This window comes from Sphingomonas sp. CFBP 13720 (assembly GCF_014842075.1).
In the GTDB taxonomy this organism is placed as follows: Bacteria; Pseudomonadota; Alphaproteobacteria; order Sphingomonadales; family Sphingomonadaceae; genus Sphingomonas.
The window spans coordinates 191,663-208,245 of record NZ_JACYVA010000006.1; the positions used below are offsets into that span (position 1 = coordinate 191,663).

Annotated in this window: 10 protein-coding genes; 1 reads left to right on the plus strand and 9 read right to left on the minus strand. The window is 66.2% G+C overall.

All coding sequences use genetic code 11. The features are described 5' to 3' along the window. Positions 1-29 precede the first annotated feature (29 nt). The 9 genes from IFT55_RS13460 to IFT55_RS13500 form a co-directional block, all read right to left on the minus strand. Complete coding sequence (locus IFT55_RS13460; protein ID WP_192092854.1) at positions 30-1,079, minus strand: c-type cytochrome; 1,050 nt, start codon at positions 1,077-1,079, stop codon at positions 30-32. Continuing rightward, positions 1,076-1,660, minus strand: coding sequence for a cytochrome c oxidase assembly protein (locus IFT55_RS13465; RefSeq protein ID WP_192092855.1), 585 nt, complete (start codon positions 1,658-1,660; stop codon positions 1,076-1,078). Before IFT55_RS13465 ends, IFT55_RS13460 begins: the two co-directional genes overlap by 4 nt. Then, complete coding sequence (locus IFT55_RS13470; protein WP_192092856.1) at positions 1,657-2,037, minus strand: hypothetical protein; 381 nt, start codon at positions 2,035-2,037, stop codon at positions 1,657-1,659. The genes IFT55_RS13465 and IFT55_RS13470 overlap by 4 nt, the downstream gene beginning before the upstream one ends. After that, positions 2,034-4,559, minus strand: a complete 2,526-nt coding sequence (gene ctaD / locus IFT55_RS13475) for a cytochrome c oxidase subunit I (protein WP_192092857.1) — start codon at positions 4,557-4,559, stop codon at positions 2,034-2,036. The genes IFT55_RS13470 and ctaD overlap by 4 nt, the downstream gene beginning before the upstream one ends. Then, a complete protein-coding gene (coxB, locus tag IFT55_RS13480) occupies positions 4,556-5,524 on the minus strand; it encodes a cytochrome c oxidase subunit II (RefSeq protein WP_192092858.1) in 969 nt (322 codons plus the stop codon). The genes ctaD and coxB overlap by 4 nt, the downstream gene beginning before the upstream one ends. A 56-nt stretch (positions 5,525-5,580) precedes the next feature. Then, positions 5,581-8,640 carry a galactose-binding domain-containing protein gene (locus IFT55_RS13485; RefSeq protein ID WP_192092859.1) on the minus strand — a complete coding sequence of 1,020 codons (3,060 nt, stop codon included), beginning with the start codon at positions 8,638-8,640 and terminating at the stop codon, positions 5,581-5,583. Continuing rightward, positions 8,637-10,037: a glucoamylase family protein gene (locus IFT55_RS13490; protein WP_446740729.1), complete on the minus strand. Its 1,401-nt coding sequence runs from the start codon at positions 10,035-10,037 to the stop codon at positions 8,637-8,639. Before IFT55_RS13490 ends, IFT55_RS13485 begins: the two co-directional genes overlap by 4 nt. Before the next feature lie 62 nt (positions 10,038-10,099). Beyond that, a complete protein-coding gene (locus tag IFT55_RS13495; RefSeq protein ID WP_192092860.1) occupies positions 10,100-13,063 on the minus strand; it encodes a TonB-dependent receptor in 2,964 nt (987 codons plus the stop codon). Then, the gene (locus IFT55_RS13500) at positions 13,060-14,100 is read right to left on the minus strand and encodes a LacI family DNA-binding transcriptional regulator (protein WP_249403818.1); all 1,041 of its coding nucleotides are present in this window, start codon (positions 14,098-14,100) and stop codon (positions 13,060-13,062) included. Before IFT55_RS13500 ends, IFT55_RS13495 begins: the two co-directional genes overlap by 4 nt. A gap of 154 nt (positions 14,101-14,254) precedes the next feature. On the opposite strand from IFT55_RS13500, the gene IFT55_RS13505 reads away from it, so the two are divergent. Then, positions 14,255-16,540 (plus strand): glycoside hydrolase family 3 N-terminal domain-containing protein, encoded by a 2,286-nt coding sequence (locus IFT55_RS13505; RefSeq protein WP_192092861.1) that lies wholly within the window; start codon positions 14,255-14,257, stop codon positions 16,538-16,540. Positions 16,541-16,583 lie beyond the last annotated feature (43 nt).

A 16,583-nucleotide genomic window follows, 5' to 3' on the forward strand; every position in this document is an offset into this window, starting at 1 on the left:
CGCGGTTCGGGGCGGGCCACCAGTCGCCGTTATCGCCCGGCCAGATAGCGTGCGACGGGTTCGACCATATCTTCTGGTATCCGGCGTGCAATGACCGGCATCGTCGCCTGGCTCTTGCGTGCGTCGACGACTTCCTTCTCGCCGCGCCACTGGCGCAAACGCTGGGCGATGTAGGTCGCCTTCTGTCCGTCGATCACGGGAAAGGGTTTGGCGCCGGCGGCGTCATGACAACTGCGGCACGACGGCAATTGCTGATCGGGCAGCCCCCGTTCGACGATTCGCGCCGCCGCTGCATCGGTGGTGCCGGTGGTCCCCCCGCCGATGCCGGGCATCGCCGCGAATCGTCCGGCCAGCGCCACGCGTTCCTGCGGGGTGAGCTGCGCGGCGGCGTTGGCCATCACCGCGCTCTGTCGCTTCCCCGTCGCATAGGATTCGAGCGCGGCGGCGAGATAGGCGGGGTTCTGGCCGGCAAGCACCGGGATATCGCGCTGGCCCCGGCCAAGGCCGTCGTTGCCATGGCACCCGGCACAGCTGTCGAACCGTCCGCCCGCCGCGCCGAAGCCCTGTGCGTTGCCGCCGGCCAGGACGCGATATTGGGCGGGCGTCATGGTCGGCAGGCGACGGACGAACGCGACCATCCGCCGGATTTCGTCCGGTCGTTCCTGTGCCGCCCATGCGGGCATGCCGCTGAATTTCACGCCATGCTGCAGGATCCAGAATAGCTGTTTGTCGGTCCATTCCCGGGCGTTGGCCGACAGGTCGGGAGCGGGCGGCGTGGCGGCCTGCATCAGCGGAAGCGGGCGCACGCCCGGCGCGCCGTGACACGATGCGCAGGAGGATGCGTAATAGCCGGCCGCGCTGACCAGTCCTGCGGGATCGGCGGCGTCGTCGGGGGAGGACAGGGCGGACCGGGTCTGGACCGAGTTGCGCATCACCCAGTGCAGGAACCAGTCCGTCACCGCCCAGTGGCCCGACGACGCCGCCACGTTGAAAAGGCCGGACCACGCATAGGCCATGCCCAGCGCGAACAGCCCGATCAGCGTCACGATCACGCGTTTCCATGTGAGGCGGATCGTCATGCGGCGTGCTCCGGTTCGCGTAGCAGGGTGGCGAGCAGCGCCAGTCCGCCGAGGAAATAACTGGCCGCGCCCACCATCAGCATGACGACGCCGCCAAGCTGCTGATCCGCCAGCGCATCGCCGCCGTGATGCATCATCGTCGGATAGAGCGGGCGGGGGGCAAGGCCGATCAGCGCCCCCAGCAGCGTCATGTGCATCGACGTCAGCAGCATCGCACCGACGCCCGCCGCGCGTTGTCCGTTCGCGAGCACTGCCGACCACAACAGCCAGCCGGCCAGCAGGAACGACGCCTGTTCGATCACCATGGCGAACGGAACCGCGTCGGCCAGCGCGCGCAGTGCCGGCAGATGCCAGCCCCATACCACCGCCAGTTCGATCAGCGACATGGCGAGCGGCGTCACGATCCGGTGCCAGCGCCGTGCCGGGTCGAAGCGGGTGGCGCGCAGTGCGAAGGTCGCCAGCGGTGCCGCGATCGCCACCGCTACCATGTGGCCGGTCATATGCCCGACGAACCCGCGACCCGCCGCCCACCATGCGAGCGGCAGTAGCACGATCGCGGCGATCAGGCAGACGCGCCTCACCGGCAGTCTGTCAGGAACAGAACCGGCGCGGCGGTGAACAGGACGCCGACGAAGCTCAGCGCCGACAGCAGCACGGTCGAGAAGGCGAGAAACCGGGTGCGATCGATGTCCGTGCCTTCTTCGTGCGGGGGATCGTCACCGGGGACGTGCGATTGAAGGTGGGCGATCACGCCCGCCGCCAGAATCACCAGCAGCGCGATGCCGGTTCCGATCGCATAGAGCGTCGGAAACGTCGCGAAGCCGCCAAGCTTCGCACAACGGATCGCTGCCCAGAGGTAGGAGAACAGGAAATGCGCCGCCCACACCGATGGCGGGACGATCAGCGTCCACAACGTGACCTTCAGTTCGCGGACGCGATGGCCGAACCCCCGTTTCATGCGACCCCCGGGAACAGACCGATCGTGGCATAGGTCACGATCGCGGTCAGCAGCATGAAGTGTTGATAGACGGTGATGTTCCGCAGATCGGCGTCGTGGGTCGGCGTCATCCGCCCGGCGATGCTGCGCGCGAGCGTATAGGACTGCATGATCGCCCCGATCCCGGCATGAGCGGTGGTCCAGATGACCAGCACCCACACGATCGCCGGATAGCTGTGCAGTTTCGGATCGAGGCCGGTGGTCAGCGGTCCCTGCAACCCCGCCCAGATGCCGGCAAGGCTGGCGACTATGCCGAGCGCGAGCAGCCCCTGTGCGGCCGGAACCAGCCCGCGCCGGTTGACGCCGCGCGCAGCGACGGTGGCGATCCAGCCTATGACCGCAAGCGCCAGTGCGACCATCGGCCAGAATACGCCGGGTCCGTCGAGCCCCGGCCCCGACGGTGGAAATTCGGGGTGGACCGTCCAGAAGAAGTAATAGCCGAACACGAGTCCCGAAAACGCCGTCGCATCGGCCATCATCGTGATGAACATCGCCCACCATCCCGGTGCGGACGAACCGGAGACATAGAGCGGCAGTTCGATGCCATGCCCGATCGACTTGGACGGCTTTTCAGGGATTTGCGCGGTGCCGGTCCACAACCAGTAGAGGATGCAGCCCAGCGTCACGACCGCCCCGGCCAGCGACCACCAATAGAGGTGATAGGTCGTCAGGATGAACACGCTGCCCAGTGCGATCGCGGTCATCATCGGCACCCAGCCGGGCGTGCCGAGGCGCACGACGTACAGCGGACGCGCGTCGAGGACGCTGGTCACGATCGTCTCACGCCGTCCTTCCTCCGCATCGGGCAGGAAGAAGCGGCCTTCGTCGACCTTCTTCACGAAATCGCGCTGGTCCCAGATCGGATAGCGGGTTTCGATCAGCGGGATCGACCGGATGCCCCAATTCTCGTCCTTCGGGTGGGCAAGCCATTCGAGCGTGCCGGCATTCCACGGATTGCGCGGCGATTTGGTGCGCCATGGCGACCGGAACAGGTCGATGCACACGATCAGCGTGCCCAGCGCGAACAGGTACGACCCGGCGGTCGAGGCGAAGTTCAATCCGCCGATGCCTAGTTCGGCCGGATAGGTGAACACCCGGCGCGGCATCCCGAACAGCCCGGAGAAATGCATTGGAAAGAAGGTCAGGTTCGCCCCGACGAACAGCAACCAGAACGCGGTGCGCCCCATGCGGTCCGACAGTTTCTTGCCGGTGATCAACGGCCAGTAATAATATAACCCGCCGAACAGCGGCAGGAGCGTACCGCCGATCAGGACATAATGGAGATGCGCTACGACGAAATAGGTGTCGTGCGCCTGCCAGTCGAACGGCGCGATAGCGACCATCACCCCGGTCAGCCCGCCGATCACGAAGATCGCGAGGCTGCCGGTCGCATAGAGCAGCGGCGTCGACCATTTGACCTTGCCCGCCCACAACGTCGCGATGAACGCGAAGATCTGGATACCCGTGGGGATGGCGACCGCTTCGGACGCGGCCGAGAAGAAGGCGAGACTGATCTTGGGCAGGCCGGTCGCGAACATGTGATGGACCCACAGGCCGAACGACAGGAACGCGGTGCCCACCGCCGCCAGCACGATCCACGGATAGCCGAGCAGATGCCGCTGGGCGAAGGTCGGGATCATCATCGCGAACAGCGCGATCGACGGCAGAAAGACGATATAGACTTCCGGGTGGCCGAAGATCCAGAACAGGTGCTGCCACAACAACGGATCGCCACCCCGCGTCGCGTCGAAGAACGGCCAGTCGAGCAGCCGTTCCATTTCGAACAGTACGTCACCCGCGATCAACGGCGGAAACGCGAACAGGATCATCACCGCGACGACGAGGATGTACCACGCATACAGCGGCATCAGGTTGAGGCGCATGCCCGGCGGGCGGCATTTGAGCACGCCGACGATCAGTTCGACGGCGGCGGCGACCGACGACACCTCGATGAAGCTGAGGCCCAGCATCCAGATATCGGCACCCAACCCCGACAGGTCGGTGCGCGTGGTCAGCGGGGGATACATGAACCAGCCGCCATCGGGTGCCGCGTTGAAGAAGATCGATCCGCCGACGAACACCCCGCCCAGCAGGAACGACCAGTATCCAAAGGCGGACAGGCGGGGGAACGGCAAGTCGCGCGCACCCAGAAGCTGCGGCAACAGGATGATCGACACTGCTTCGAACATCGGCACGGCGAACAGGAACATCATCATCGAGCCGTGCAGCGTGAACAGCTGGTTGAACGTGTTCGCCGACACCAGATCGTTTTCGGGCACCGCCAGCTGCGTGCGCATGATCAGCGCCAGCACGCCGGCGAACAGCATGAATGCGAATGCCGTCAGCGTGTACCACGCACCGACCTGGTTGTTGTTGCAATCGGTCCAACGCAGGAAAATGCCCTTGGGCGGCGCCCATACCGCGCGCAGCCGGGCCTCCTGCGCAGCGCGCAGTTCGGGATCGTCCTGGGCGTGGAGACTCATTGCAGGCTTTCCAGATAGGCGGCGATCGCGTCCGCATCGGCGGGCGACAGATGGGGGTAGGCGGGCATGCGCGAACCGGGTTTGACGGCGGGCGCGTTCACGATGAAACGCGTCAGCGCCGCACGGGTCATCGGCACCGTTCCGGCACCCAGCGCCGCGCGACTGCCGACATGGGTCAGGTCGGGGCCGATCACGCCTTGCGCATCGGTGCCGACAATGGCGTGACAGCCGGCGCACCCCTGCGCCGCGAAGACACGCGCGCCAGGGTTGGCGGCGGCGGTGGCAGGGGCAGCCGGGCGGCGCTGGCCGGCCAGCCACGCGTCGAATGCCGCAGGCGGCATCGCGACGACCTCGAACGCCATCAATGCGTGGCTCAGGCCACAAAATTCGGTGCAGACGCCACGAAACCGTCCGGCTTTGGTGGCCTTCACCACCAGGCGGTTGGTGCGCCCGGGGATCATGTCCATCTTGCCCGCAAGGCCCGGAATCCAGAAGCTGTGGATCACGTCACCCGCAGTAAGATCGAACTGGACCACGCGGCCGACGGGCACGCGGATCTCGTTGGCGGTGACGACCGGCGGTGCGCCGGACGGCTGATAGCGGACCCGCCACCAGAATTGTTCGCCTTGCACCGCGATCCGCAGATCGGTGTTCGCGACCGGCAGCGGGCGCATGGCGGGCAGGCTGTAGAGCAGCAGCGAGAGCAGGACGATCGTCGGGATCACGCCGCCCAGCCAGCCGATCAACCGCATGCCCTTAGGCAGGGTCAGCTTACCTTCGGGCGCGCGCACCGCGATCACCATCAGGACGGCGACCCCGGCGGCGATGACGATCGCGCCGATCAGCATGACGATCGTCAGATGCCGGACGGTGGAGGCTTCTTCTCCAAATACCGTGAGAGCGGACTGGTGGCGGTTACAGCTAGAAAGCGCCAACGCGCCGATCAAGGCCGTGGCCCACCGCATATGTCTTCTCGCCCCCTGCGCGGCCGAATTCATCGGTCCGCATCGCAGCATTAACTTCAGCGATTGGAATTTCGTTCCACGACAACCGTTAACGGGGCGCCCGTAGCGGCGATCCGCAGCCCGTCCGGGCCGAACCGCACGCGCCGGCCATCGATGGTTGCGACGCCCGGTCTGCCATCCAGCGGCCATCGCAGGACGAACCCGCCGGGCGGGGTCGCGCCGCCGCCGATCGTAACGTACAGGCGGCGTTCGTCGACGCGCATTGTCAGGTCGACGGCGCCATAGGGCGTGCGCAGCCCCCGGATCGCCGCGCCCTCGCCGTTCAGCCAGCCAGCATCGAGACCCGCGCCCAGCACGATGGCCTGCGCGTCCTGCTCGACATACGCGAACAGGTCGAGCGCGGCGCGAATGAAGTCCGACGCGACCCACGCGTGCGGCACGTCGCCCAGGAACCGGGTTTCGCGCGGCACGCGGCCGACGACTTCGGCCCAGCCGTTCCATTCGGGCGGGCGGCGATCTTTCATGTAGAAATCGAGCATTGCATTGGCGCGGTCGCGCCGGCCCAGCCGAACCATCGCCGACACGTTGCGCAGTTCGTATGGCGTGTAATCGGCCCAGTCGGTGGTGGTCGGACGCGCCATCACCCGCCGCCATTGCCGGTCGAAGGTATTGGCCAGCAGCGTCGGATCGATCCGCGCCTGCTCGCCCGCCGGGTCCAGCGCCATCGTGGTCGAGGTCGCATCGAAATCGCCCATGCTGGTCGCACCGGGGATGTAATCGATCTTCCAGTACGCGACCGACGCGGCGATAGCGGCGTGCAGATCGGCCTGGAACCGGTCGCGCTGCGCCTCGATCGCCGCCGCTTCGGGGCGGCCAAGGACGCGTGCGGCAAAGGCCGCGTCCTTGTACCCGGTCAGCGCCCAGAAATCGTCCCACAGGCTGTATTGCGCCTTGGCCGAATAGCCTTCGTGGCTGATCGACGGCGGCATCAGGCCATAGAGCATGCGACGTTCCGGGGTTTGGTTCGCGGCGGTGCGTTCGGATTGCGCCAGCGTTTCCATATGCCGCCGGGCAGCGTCGAGTTTCGGCCAGTCGCGTTCGAGCGCCGCCTTGTCGCCGGTGTAGCGATACAGGTCGGTGACGAGATGGATGTACTGGCCGTGGCTGTCATTCTCGGGCACCGGATCGGGACCGCGCGCGTCGACGCAGCACGGCACCTTGCCGTTGGCGAAGATTTTCGGCCCGTACCAGTCGGCGAACGCCCGGCCGGGCGCGACGACGCCCATGCGCAGCATCGTTTCGCTCATCATCGCGCCATCGCGAATCCAGCTTCGGTCGTAGGAGCGGGTCCCCGGCTTCAGTGCGGGACCGTCGCGGCTCATCAACACCTGCGCCAGTGCGGATTTGACGGTGTCGGCAACCGCCTGCTTGCCGGACGGGACGCGCAGGTCGATGCCGCCCAGCGTCGTCGTCCATTTGGCGCGAGTGGCGGCGTGGGCGACGGCGATCTGCTGCGCCGTCATCGGCGCGTCGCCACCGATGGCCATCGCGGTCGACCAGCTTGCACCGGGCGCCAACGTGACGTCGTACGCTATACCGCCCGACGCAAGATCGGTGGGATCGGTGACCCGTGTCGCTGATGCGCCGTTCAGGCGGGCGGCGGGACGAACCGCCAGTGCGCCCCGATCGAACGGTACTGCCCATTCCGCATCGGGCTGCGTCACCGGGAACAGCGCGCGCGTCACCCCAGGATCGCCAGCGATCACCGGCGGCGTCGAAACCGCTATCCGCGATCCGTTCCATGCGATCGACCCGATCCGGCTGACCCCGCCGCGCTGCGACAGGAACTGTGCGGGCGGGTTTACCTGAAACGGGCGCACGGCCAGCAGCAGGCGCAGCGTGCGTGGGGTGGAGCCGGTGTTGGTCAGCGTCCATCGGCCGACCAGCCGCTTTGTGTCCCCATCGGCGAACAGGCTGGTGTCGAGGCTCCAGCCGTCGGCTGCCCACTCGACATGCGGCATCGGCAGATAGCCGTCCTCCAGCCGATGCTTTGCGACGATGTCGGCCCAGCCGGTGGTGCGCCGATCGGCGACGACGAAGGGTTCGATCGAAAAGCCGCCTTTGGCGACTTCGATCGCGCCGTCCTCGCCGATCAGGCCGCTGACCGCGCCGCCGTCGCTGGCGACCAGCGTCCAGTACGATTGTTCGGTGAAGCCACGCGGATAGGTGCCGCGCGGCGCATCCTTCGCCAGTGCGGCGATGAAGGCGTTGGGATCGGCCGCCCAGTCGCGGTCCTTGATCTCGGCCTCGGCGAGCCCGGTGGCACCGGCGATCCGCAAATATCGCGTTTCGGTGTCGGGCAGCGCGATCGGATCGCTGCCGCCGTCGCCCTGCGTGACCGCGCGCAGCACGCGCCATTCGCGGCGATCGTCGGATGCTTCGATCCGGTAGGCAGGAGCGGCACCGGACCAGTGAAGAACGACACCGCCCAATTCCCTGGAGCCGCCGAAGTCGATCGTGACCGGACCCCGTGCTGCGGTGCGCCGGTCGCGGTCGATCGCGCGCATGTCGTTTGCGACCGGGGTGGGGAGGGGGCGGGGTGGGGGTAGTGTTTCGAATGTCCAGTCGTCGATCTCGATCGTGCCCGCGCCACCGTCGCGGCCGCGCACGACGACGATCTCCGCCGCCTGCGTCGATCGCAGCGTCTTGTCGGTGGTCGGTCCCCATGCGAACTGCACGTCGCGGGGGCGGATGCGGACCTCCTGCCAGTCGGCGGAAGGCCGGAAATTCGGTTTCGTCACCCACCACACATTGGTGCCGTCGGCGTCGGTGAACTTGATCTGGAGATCGTTGACGCCACCAGTGCCGCGCAGCTTCAACCGCATTTCCCAGTGTGGCGGGAAGGTGAGCGGCAAGGCACGCCGGACGAAGGCGTAGCCGGACACCTGTGCGAAATCATAGGTTAGGCGCAGCGCCTTTCCGTCCGCGCCAGCCACGGTGGATGCGGTCGCGGCGACGCCGTCCGACGATGCGGCGGTCCATGGCGCGACCTGTTCGAACCGGTCGACCGGCTGCGTCTGTGCCGCCGCCGCCATCACCAGCAACGCGATGCTCATGCCAGCCAGCCGCCGGTGAACCCCGCACGTTCCAGCCCGCGACGGATATGCGGATTACGCCGCATCACTTCCCAGATCATGCCGCTGCGCCGGTTCTCGATCATCGCCACGATCGGTCCCTGATCGATGCCCAGATAATCCCGGTCGACCCAGCCGATGCCGGGGACGATCCGGCCGTGCTTCAACGGCGCATCGGCGCGGGTCAGCGTCGGGTTGAACGAATCCAGAAAGCCGTATTTTTCATAGATGCCGGGGCCGTAGCGGGCATGCACCTTTGCGATCATCGGTTCGACGATCTCCGGCGCGAAGGCGATCGAACCCAGCGCCGCCGTCGGCGCGATCGTGCCGTCGTCGCGTTCGCCGGGGCCACGGGCAGAATAGCTGAAGAACTCACGCTGCCGACTGTCGATCGTGACCGTGAAGTCACCCGGCCCGTCGCATGCGGTCAACCCCCAGCAATCGTCGCCATAGCCGACCTTGCCGCCCGGATTGTCGTTGGCATAGGCGCGCTGCGCATAGGTCGCGCGGCGGCTGTTCTCGAAATAATCGATGCCCTTCGATGCGATGTACGGATCGCGGATGCCGCGGAAATCGATCCACACATGGCTGTACTGATGACCGAACATCGGCGCGAACTGCAGATGCGGTTCGCCGCCGTGCGCGTTGCCCCAGCTCTTGTCGAACGCCTGCGTCAGCGCAGTCCAGGTTTCCGGCGGCAACGGATGCGTCGGGCTGGCCAGCGCCAGCACGTACAGGGTCATGCCTTCGTTATAGATGTTCCAGTCGGAGCGGATGAAGCCGCTTTCGGGATGCCAGCCCATCGACACGAACGGCGGGCGCGGCACGATCCAGTCCCATTCGACCGCGCGGTAGATGCGTTCGGCAAGATCACGGATGCGCGCCTCGGCCGGATCGGCGCGGTCGAACCAGCTTTGCGCGAACAGCACGCCGCCCAGCAGGAGCGCGGTGTCGATCGTCGACAATTCGCAACGTGCGAACCGCAATCCCTTCGTCACGCCGAGGAAGTGGTAGAAGAAGCCCCTGTGGCCGCTGAATCCGGTTTCCGCGTCGCCCTGCGGCGCGTCCGCGAAGAATTGCAGCGTGGCGAGCGTACGGTCGCGCGCCTGTTCGCGGGTGATCCAGCCATGTTTCTCGCCCACGCCGTACGCGGTGAGCGCGAAGCCGACGGCCGCGATCGACGCGAAGCTGGGCGTCGGCCAGCGATCCATTGCAAGCCCCGTCGCCGGATCGGTCGTGTCCCAGAAGAAGCGGAACGCTCGTTCCTGTATGTCGGAAATCAGGTCGGGCACCGCCATCGTCGGAAGGCCGCTCCGCGCGGCGCACCCCCCGATCAGGCTGGCGGAAGCGGTAGCGAGGAAACGGCGACGGTCGATCACGCGGACATACTCATATGGCAGGGACCGGGGCGGGCGATGCCCGCCTCGGTCCTTGGGAAGGATCAGAAGCGATAGCCGACGCGGAACTGGATGCGCCGCGGCAGGGTGAGCAGGTCGCGGCCGATGCGCGCTGCTTCGAGCGGATCGCGCGCCTGACCGGTCGCAGGATCGATCTGATTGTTGAAGTTGTCGTCGAACCCGGAGAAGTTGTTGTTATTGAACGCGTTGAGCACGTCGATCGCAATCTCCGTCTCGCCGCCGAGGATCTTCAGCTTGTTCGCCAGCGTCAGATTGACTTCGCAATAGGCGAAGACACCGCCGATGCAGTTCTTGTCCGGATAGCTCGCGGTGAACTTGCGCTGTCCGGGATCCGAGCCGAGCGTGACGTCGGTCACGCGGAACGCCTGACCTGAGCCGAAGGTGCTGAGGGTCGAGAACTGGAAGCCGAGCGGCAGATCGACGATGCCCGAGAACACCAGCCGGTGGCGTTCGTCGCCGTTGCGCGGACGCCAGCCATAATCGTCCGGCGTCACCTCATCGAGGCTGAACAGGTCGCCGCCATTCTGTTCGCCCTTGGACAGGGTATAGGCGATGTTGACGCCATAGCCCGACGTACGACTGTAGGGCTTGTCGACGGTGACGTAGAGCGCCTTGTACCGCGTATCGAGACCGTCATAGCCGATCAGCGCGTTCGAGAAGCCGAACGGCGTCAGCGGCGACGTGTCGCAGCAAGGGCCGGTGCCCCCGTTGCGCCGCGTGGCGAACAGGTTGGTATATCCGTTGCGCCCACGCTGATACGATCCGGTCACCGCGACCTGCAACGGGCCGACCTGCTGACGGATGCCGAGGCTGACCTGATCGTTGACCGGCGGTTTCGTGTCGTTCTTCACCGCGAACAGTTCGGGCAGGCCGCTGGTCGACGTGGCGCGCAGCGCCAGCAGGCCTTCGCGCGTCAGATAGTTCGGATTCCACGCCACGGTCGGCAGGCCGTTGCGCGGCGCGCCGTCACGCGAGAAACGGAACACGCCGATCGGATTGATCGTGCGCGACTGTTCGTCGACGGTGTTGTTGAAGTTGTTGCGATCGTAATAGCGTCCGAAGCCGCCGAAGAACACCGTCGTGCCGTCGTCCTTGACGTCGTACGAGAAGCCGAAGCGCGGCGCGAAGGCACCGGCGAACGCCTTACGGTTGTTGCGCGTGCTGATGTAGTTTTCGGGATCGAAATAGCTGGTCGCGGGCAAGGCGCGCAGCGCTGCGGCCGCTGCCGGCGACGTGACGAAATTGTTATTGTTACCGTTGGTTTCGTAATCCCAGCGCAGGCCGACGTTCAGCTGCAACCGGTCGGTCACGTCCCAGTCGTCCTGCAGATAGAAACCGAGCTGGGTATTCGAGCCGCGCACCGTGCCGTTGCCCAGACCGAGCCGTGCTTCGGCCGGGAAGGTGAAGTCGGTGTTGTTCACCGCATCGACCCGGAAGATATAGCCCGGTTGCAGGAAGGCGAGGTTCGAGAATTCGATGTCGGTGATCTCGACCCGCGCGCCAGCCTTGATCGCATGGCCTTCGAGCGCGGTGTAGGTGAAATCGTCGCGGATCGTATAGCCCTGCTGCACTTCGCGCCGCGTCGAATCGCGGCCGCCGAACAGGATGACGCTGTCATAGTTGAAGCTGGGGCTGCCGGGGTTCAGCGACGTCGGGTTGAAGACATAATTCAGGTAGTTGAGATTGACTTCGTTGATGAAGCTATCGCCCCGATACGTCCATTTCAGCAGATAGGTATCGACGGTGTTAAGCTTGTTCTCGGCAAATTCATACGACGTGTTGCCGCCGAACCCCTGAATATCGGTTTCCTCGCGGCGGCTGTACGACAGATCGAACGTCTGCGCATCGTCGGGGGTGAAGGTCAGCTTGCCGAAATAGAAGTCGCCGCGGAACGGGCTGACGTAATTTCCTTCGAAGTCGGCGAGCGTACGGCCGGTCGCGGCCTGGAACGCGGCGATGTTCGCCGCCGACCCGGTGGAATCGACGATGAACGCGCGGTCCTGATCGTTGCCTTCATAGGCACCGAAGAAGAACAGCTTGTCCTTGATGATCGGGCCGCCCAGCGAGATGCCGTATTGCTTGCGCTCGAATGCGGGCTTGTCGCGATCGTTGCGGCGGTCGAGGAAGCTGCGCTCGGTCAGGCTGCGGTCGGTATATTGCCCGAACACCTCGCCATGGAATTCGTTGGTGCCCGATTTGGTGACGGCGGTGATGATCGCCGATCCGGCCTGTTCGTATTCCGCCTTGTAGTTCTGCGTCAGGACGCGGAATTCTTGCACCGCCAGCTGGCCGAACGGGTTGCCGCGGCTGTTCTGCTGGCCCGCCACGCCGCCTTCGCGCAGCTTGTTCTTCAGGCTGACGCCGTCGATGAACACGTTGACCTGCGACGCGGTCGAGGCACCGGCCTGGAACCCCTTGTCGGTTTCGCTGTCGTTGTAGCGGACGCCGGGGGCGAGTGCTGCGAACGACAGGAAGTTGCGATCGGTCTGCGGCAGCGTGCGCAGCTGCTGCTGGCTAACGTTGGTCGCGATTTCGCTGGTCCGCGTTTCGGCAAGGCGCGTGCCGGTGACGACGATTTCGCCGTCGCTGCCGCCATCGCCGCTATCCGGGGCCGCTGCCGTATCGCCGGTCGCAGGTGCCGCCGCGCCCAGCGTCGCGTCAAGGCTGGCCGACTGCGCGATGCCGACGGTGACGTCGCGGGTAAAGACCTCGCCGCTCGGACCGGTGATCGTGACCGCATAGGCGCCAGCGCGGATACCGTTCAGCGTATAGCGGCCCGACGCATCGGTCGTTGCGCGATAGGTCTGGTTGGTGCCCGACGATACGGCAACGACGGTCGCGCCGCTCACGACGGCACCGGCGGCGTCGCGCACGGTGCCACGCACCGACGCGGTGGTGGTCTGCGCCGACGCCGGGGCGATGGCGATCGCGCCGGTCGCCAGCGTCGTCGCGGCGACGAGCGCGGTGCGGAAGATGGTGTGCTTCATGATGATTTTCCCCTGCATGCCCGGTTTTCCGGGTTTTGTTGTGAAACGGTGGTTTCGCGGACGATCAGGACCGGCGCGAGGTGTTCGATGGCACGATCGTCCGCGCCGCCGACCAGATCGACCAGCCGCGCGACGGCGCGTTCGCCGATCCCGGCAATGTCGATCCGCAGCGTGGTGAGCGATGGCGAGATGAGCCGGGCGAGCGGTACGTCGTCGAACCCGGCGACGGCGACGGCATCGGGCACGGCGATCCCGGCACGACGCAGCGTCATCAGCACGCCGATCGCCATCATGTCGTTGCCGCAGAACACCGCATCGACCGGGCGTCCGTCGGCCAGCACCCGCTCGGCGGTCGCTACACCTGACTCCTCAAGGAAGGTGCCGCGTTCGACCCATGGCGTCCGCCCGGCGGCCTGCATCGCGGCACAATAGCCTTCGACCCGCTCGTCGGCATCGATATTGCCTTCGGGACCGCCCAGATGAAGGATGTGGCGGCGTCCGCTGCTGACGAGGTGCTCGACCATCGCCGCCGCCCCCGCCGCATTGTCGATGCGCAGTTCGGGACGCGGCTGATGATGCGGCGCGCAATTGACCAGCACGGCCGGAATGCCGGGGGGCAGATGCGTGAACAGCCGGTCGGGATCGATATGCGGTGCCATCACCACCAGCCCGTCGACGCGGCCTCGCATCGTGTGCAGCGCCTCGATCCCGCGTGCCGGATCGTCGTGCATGTTGGACAGCAGCAATTGCAGCCCGCGCGCCGACGCTTCTCGGTCCATGCCGCGCAGCAGTTCGGAGAAGAATTCGCCGTGCAGGTCGGGCAGGACGATGCCGATCGCGTTCGAGCGTGACAGGCTGAGCGAGCGTGCGCCGGCATGGGGGACATAGCCCAACTGGCGGGCAGCGGCCTCTACCTTCTGGCGAAGTGCGGGGCGGACGTTGTCGTGACGGTTGAGAACGCGCGAGACCGATGCGACGGACACGTCCGCCGCACGTGCGACATCGCGGATCGTGGCATGTGCCATCGCTTTCGTCATCCGCTCCCTCTTCACCGCACCCATTGCGACTTTATCGTCGGCTGGTGGCCGATCGCTCTTGATGTAACCGGTTACATCAACTTAAAACGGTCGACAACCGGGATTCGTCGGCGATCGTTCGATCGGCTGATACGAGCATGGAAGAGGGGATCGCATGGAAGACATCCGCATTTCGCGGCGCGCGCTGATGATGGGCGCCGGTGCCGTGGCGGCGTGGAGCGCGTCGCCGGCCCGTGCCCTGCTGGCGCAGGCAACCGCCGCGCTGCCGGCATCGGTCGAGGCGCTGATCGCGCAGATGACGGTCGAGGAAAAGGCGGGGCAGCTGACGCTGATGGCCGCCGCATGGGCGGGCGGCGCGGCCAATGCGCTGAACCCGATCAGCGCGACCGCGACGTTCGACGAACAGCTGGCACAGGTCCGGTCGGGTCGTATCACCGGCGTGTTCAACGGCAACGGTGCCGACATGGCGCGGCGGATGCAGACGGCGGCGATGCGCGAACAGCGGCTGAAGATCCCGTTGCTGTTCGCCGCAGATATCATTCACGGCTTCCGCACCGTATTCCCGATGCCGCTGGCCGAGGCGGGCAGTTTCGATCCCGATCTGGCCGAACGCACCGCGCGGGTCGCGGCGGTCGAGGCATCCGCCGCCGGGATCGACTGGACCTTCGCGCCGATGGTCGACATCGCCCGCGACCAACGCTGGGGCCGCGGCATCGAGGGCGCGGGCGAGGATATCATGCTGGGCAAGGCGATGGCCGACGCACGCGTCCGTGGGTTCCAGGGGCGGCGCGGGCTGGGGGCCGACGATGCCGTCGCCGCCTGTGCCAAGCATTTCGCGGCCTATGGCGCGGGAGAAGCAGGGCTGGATTACAACACGGTCGATGTGTCCGAACGGACGCTGCGCGAGGTATATTTCCCTGCGTTCCAGACCGCGTTCGCGGCTGGTGCGCCGACGACGATGGCATCGTTCAACGAATTGTCGGGCGTGCCCGCCACCGCCAATCCGTGGCTGCTCGATACGGTGCTGCGCAAGGAATGGGGGTTCGGCGGCGTCGTGGTGTCCGATTACACCGGCGACGAAGAACTGATCGCGCACGGGTTCGCGGCCGACGCACGCGAAGCGACGAAGCTGGCGTTCCTTGCCGGCGTCGACATGTCGATGCAGTCGGGATTCTACATCAAGCATCTGCCCGATCTGGTCGCGAAGGGCGAAGTGCCGATGGCGCGGCTGGATCAGGCGGTGCGGCGCGTGCTGGCGATGAAGGTGCTGCTGGGCCTGTTCGACGATCCGTTCCGGCGGATCGATCCGCGCCGGGAAAAGACGCGGGTGCGGACGCCCGCCAACCTGAAGCTGGCCCGTGAGGCCGGTGCGCGGTCGATCGTGATGCTCAAGAACGACGGCGATCTGTTGCCGCTGCCCAAGGCGGGCAAGAGGATCGCGCTGATCGGACCGTTCGTGCAGGGGCAGCGCGAATTGATCGGAACGTGGAACGTCTATGGATCGGATGCGGAAGCGGTCGACCTGTTGACCGGGGTGCGCGGCGCCGTCGCCGATCCGGCGCTGGTCACCGCCGTTGACGGATCCGGCATCACCGACGCGCTGCCCGGTGGGATCGATGCGGCGGTGCTGGCCGCTGCCGCTGCCGATATCGTGGTACTGGCGATCGGTGAAAGCCAGAAGATGTCAGGCGAGGCGCAGTCTCGCGTCGATATCGGCATTCCCCAACCGCAGATCGATCTGGCGCAGGCGGTATTGGCGGTCGGCAAGCCGACGGTGGTGCTGTTGCGCAATGGGCGCGCGCTGGTGCTGGAAAAGCCGGTGCTGGATGCGCCTGCAATTCTCGTCACTTGGTTCCTCGGATCGCAGAGCGGCCCGGCGACCGCCGACGTTCTGTTCGGTGATGTCGGTCCTTCGGCGCGGTTGCCGGTCAGCTTTCCCTATTCGACCGGGCAGGAGCCGTATCACTATGCCCACAAGAATACCGGGCGGCCCAATCCGCCCGGGCCGCTGCTGGAATACAAGGCGCGGTATCGCGAGGGGCCGAACGCTGCGCTGTTCGCGTTCGGGCACGGGCTGACCTATGGCCGGATCGGCTATGCGGATCTCGATACCGGCGGCGGACGGCTGGCGATGGACGGCAGCCTGATGGTTCGCGCGCGCGTGACGAACAGCGGGACACGGGCGGCGACCGAGGTGGTGCAGTTGTACGTGCAGGACGTCACCGCCAGCATTACCCGGCCGGTGCGCGAGTTGAAGGGGTTCCGGCGCGTCGCCCTCAAACCGGGGGAGTCGCAGGTGGTCGAGTTCACGCTGCGCGCCGCCGATCTGCGCTTCGTCGGCATCGACGACAAGCTGACGGTCGAGCCGGGCGAGTTCCGGGTTTGGATCGCACCGTCGGCACAGGCGGAGGGGGTGAACGGACGGTTCGTACTGGCCTGACGCATCCTTCGACGGTCGCCACGCGTTGTTTTTCCAACAGGTT

What these genes read in the sequence shown, in the direction of transcription:
- IFT55_RS13505 (WP_192092861.1), top strand. Translation starts at nt 14,255, where the DNA reads ATGGAAGACATCCGCATTTCGCGGCGCGCGCTGATGATGGGCGCCGGT.
- coxB (WP_192092858.1), bottom strand. Translation starts at nt 5,524, where the DNA reads ATGCGGTGGGCCACGGCCTTGATCGGCGCGTTGGCGCTTTCTAGCTGT.
- IFT55_RS13500 (WP_249403818.1), bottom strand. Translation starts at nt 14,100, where the DNA reads ATGACGAAAGCGATGGCACATGCCACGATCCGCGATGTCGCACGTGCG.
- IFT55_RS13470 (WP_192092856.1), bottom strand. Translation starts at nt 2,037, where the DNA reads ATGAAACGGGGGTTCGGCCATCGCGTCCGCGAACTGAAGGTCACGTTG.
- IFT55_RS13460 (WP_192092854.1), bottom strand. Translation starts at nt 1,079, where the DNA reads ATGACGATCCGCCTCACATGGAAACGCGTGATCGTGACGCTGATCGGG.
- ctaD (WP_192092857.1), bottom strand. Translation starts at nt 4,559, where the DNA reads ATGAGTCTCCACGCCCAGGACGATCCCGAACTGCGCGCTGCGCAGGAG.
- IFT55_RS13485 (WP_192092859.1), bottom strand. Translation starts at nt 8,640, where the DNA reads ATGAGCATCGCGTTGCTGGTGATGGCGGCGGCGGCACAGACGCAGCCG.
- IFT55_RS13495 (WP_192092860.1), bottom strand. Translation starts at nt 13,063, where the DNA reads ATGAAGCACACCATCTTCCGCACCGCGCTCGTCGCCGCGACGACGCTG.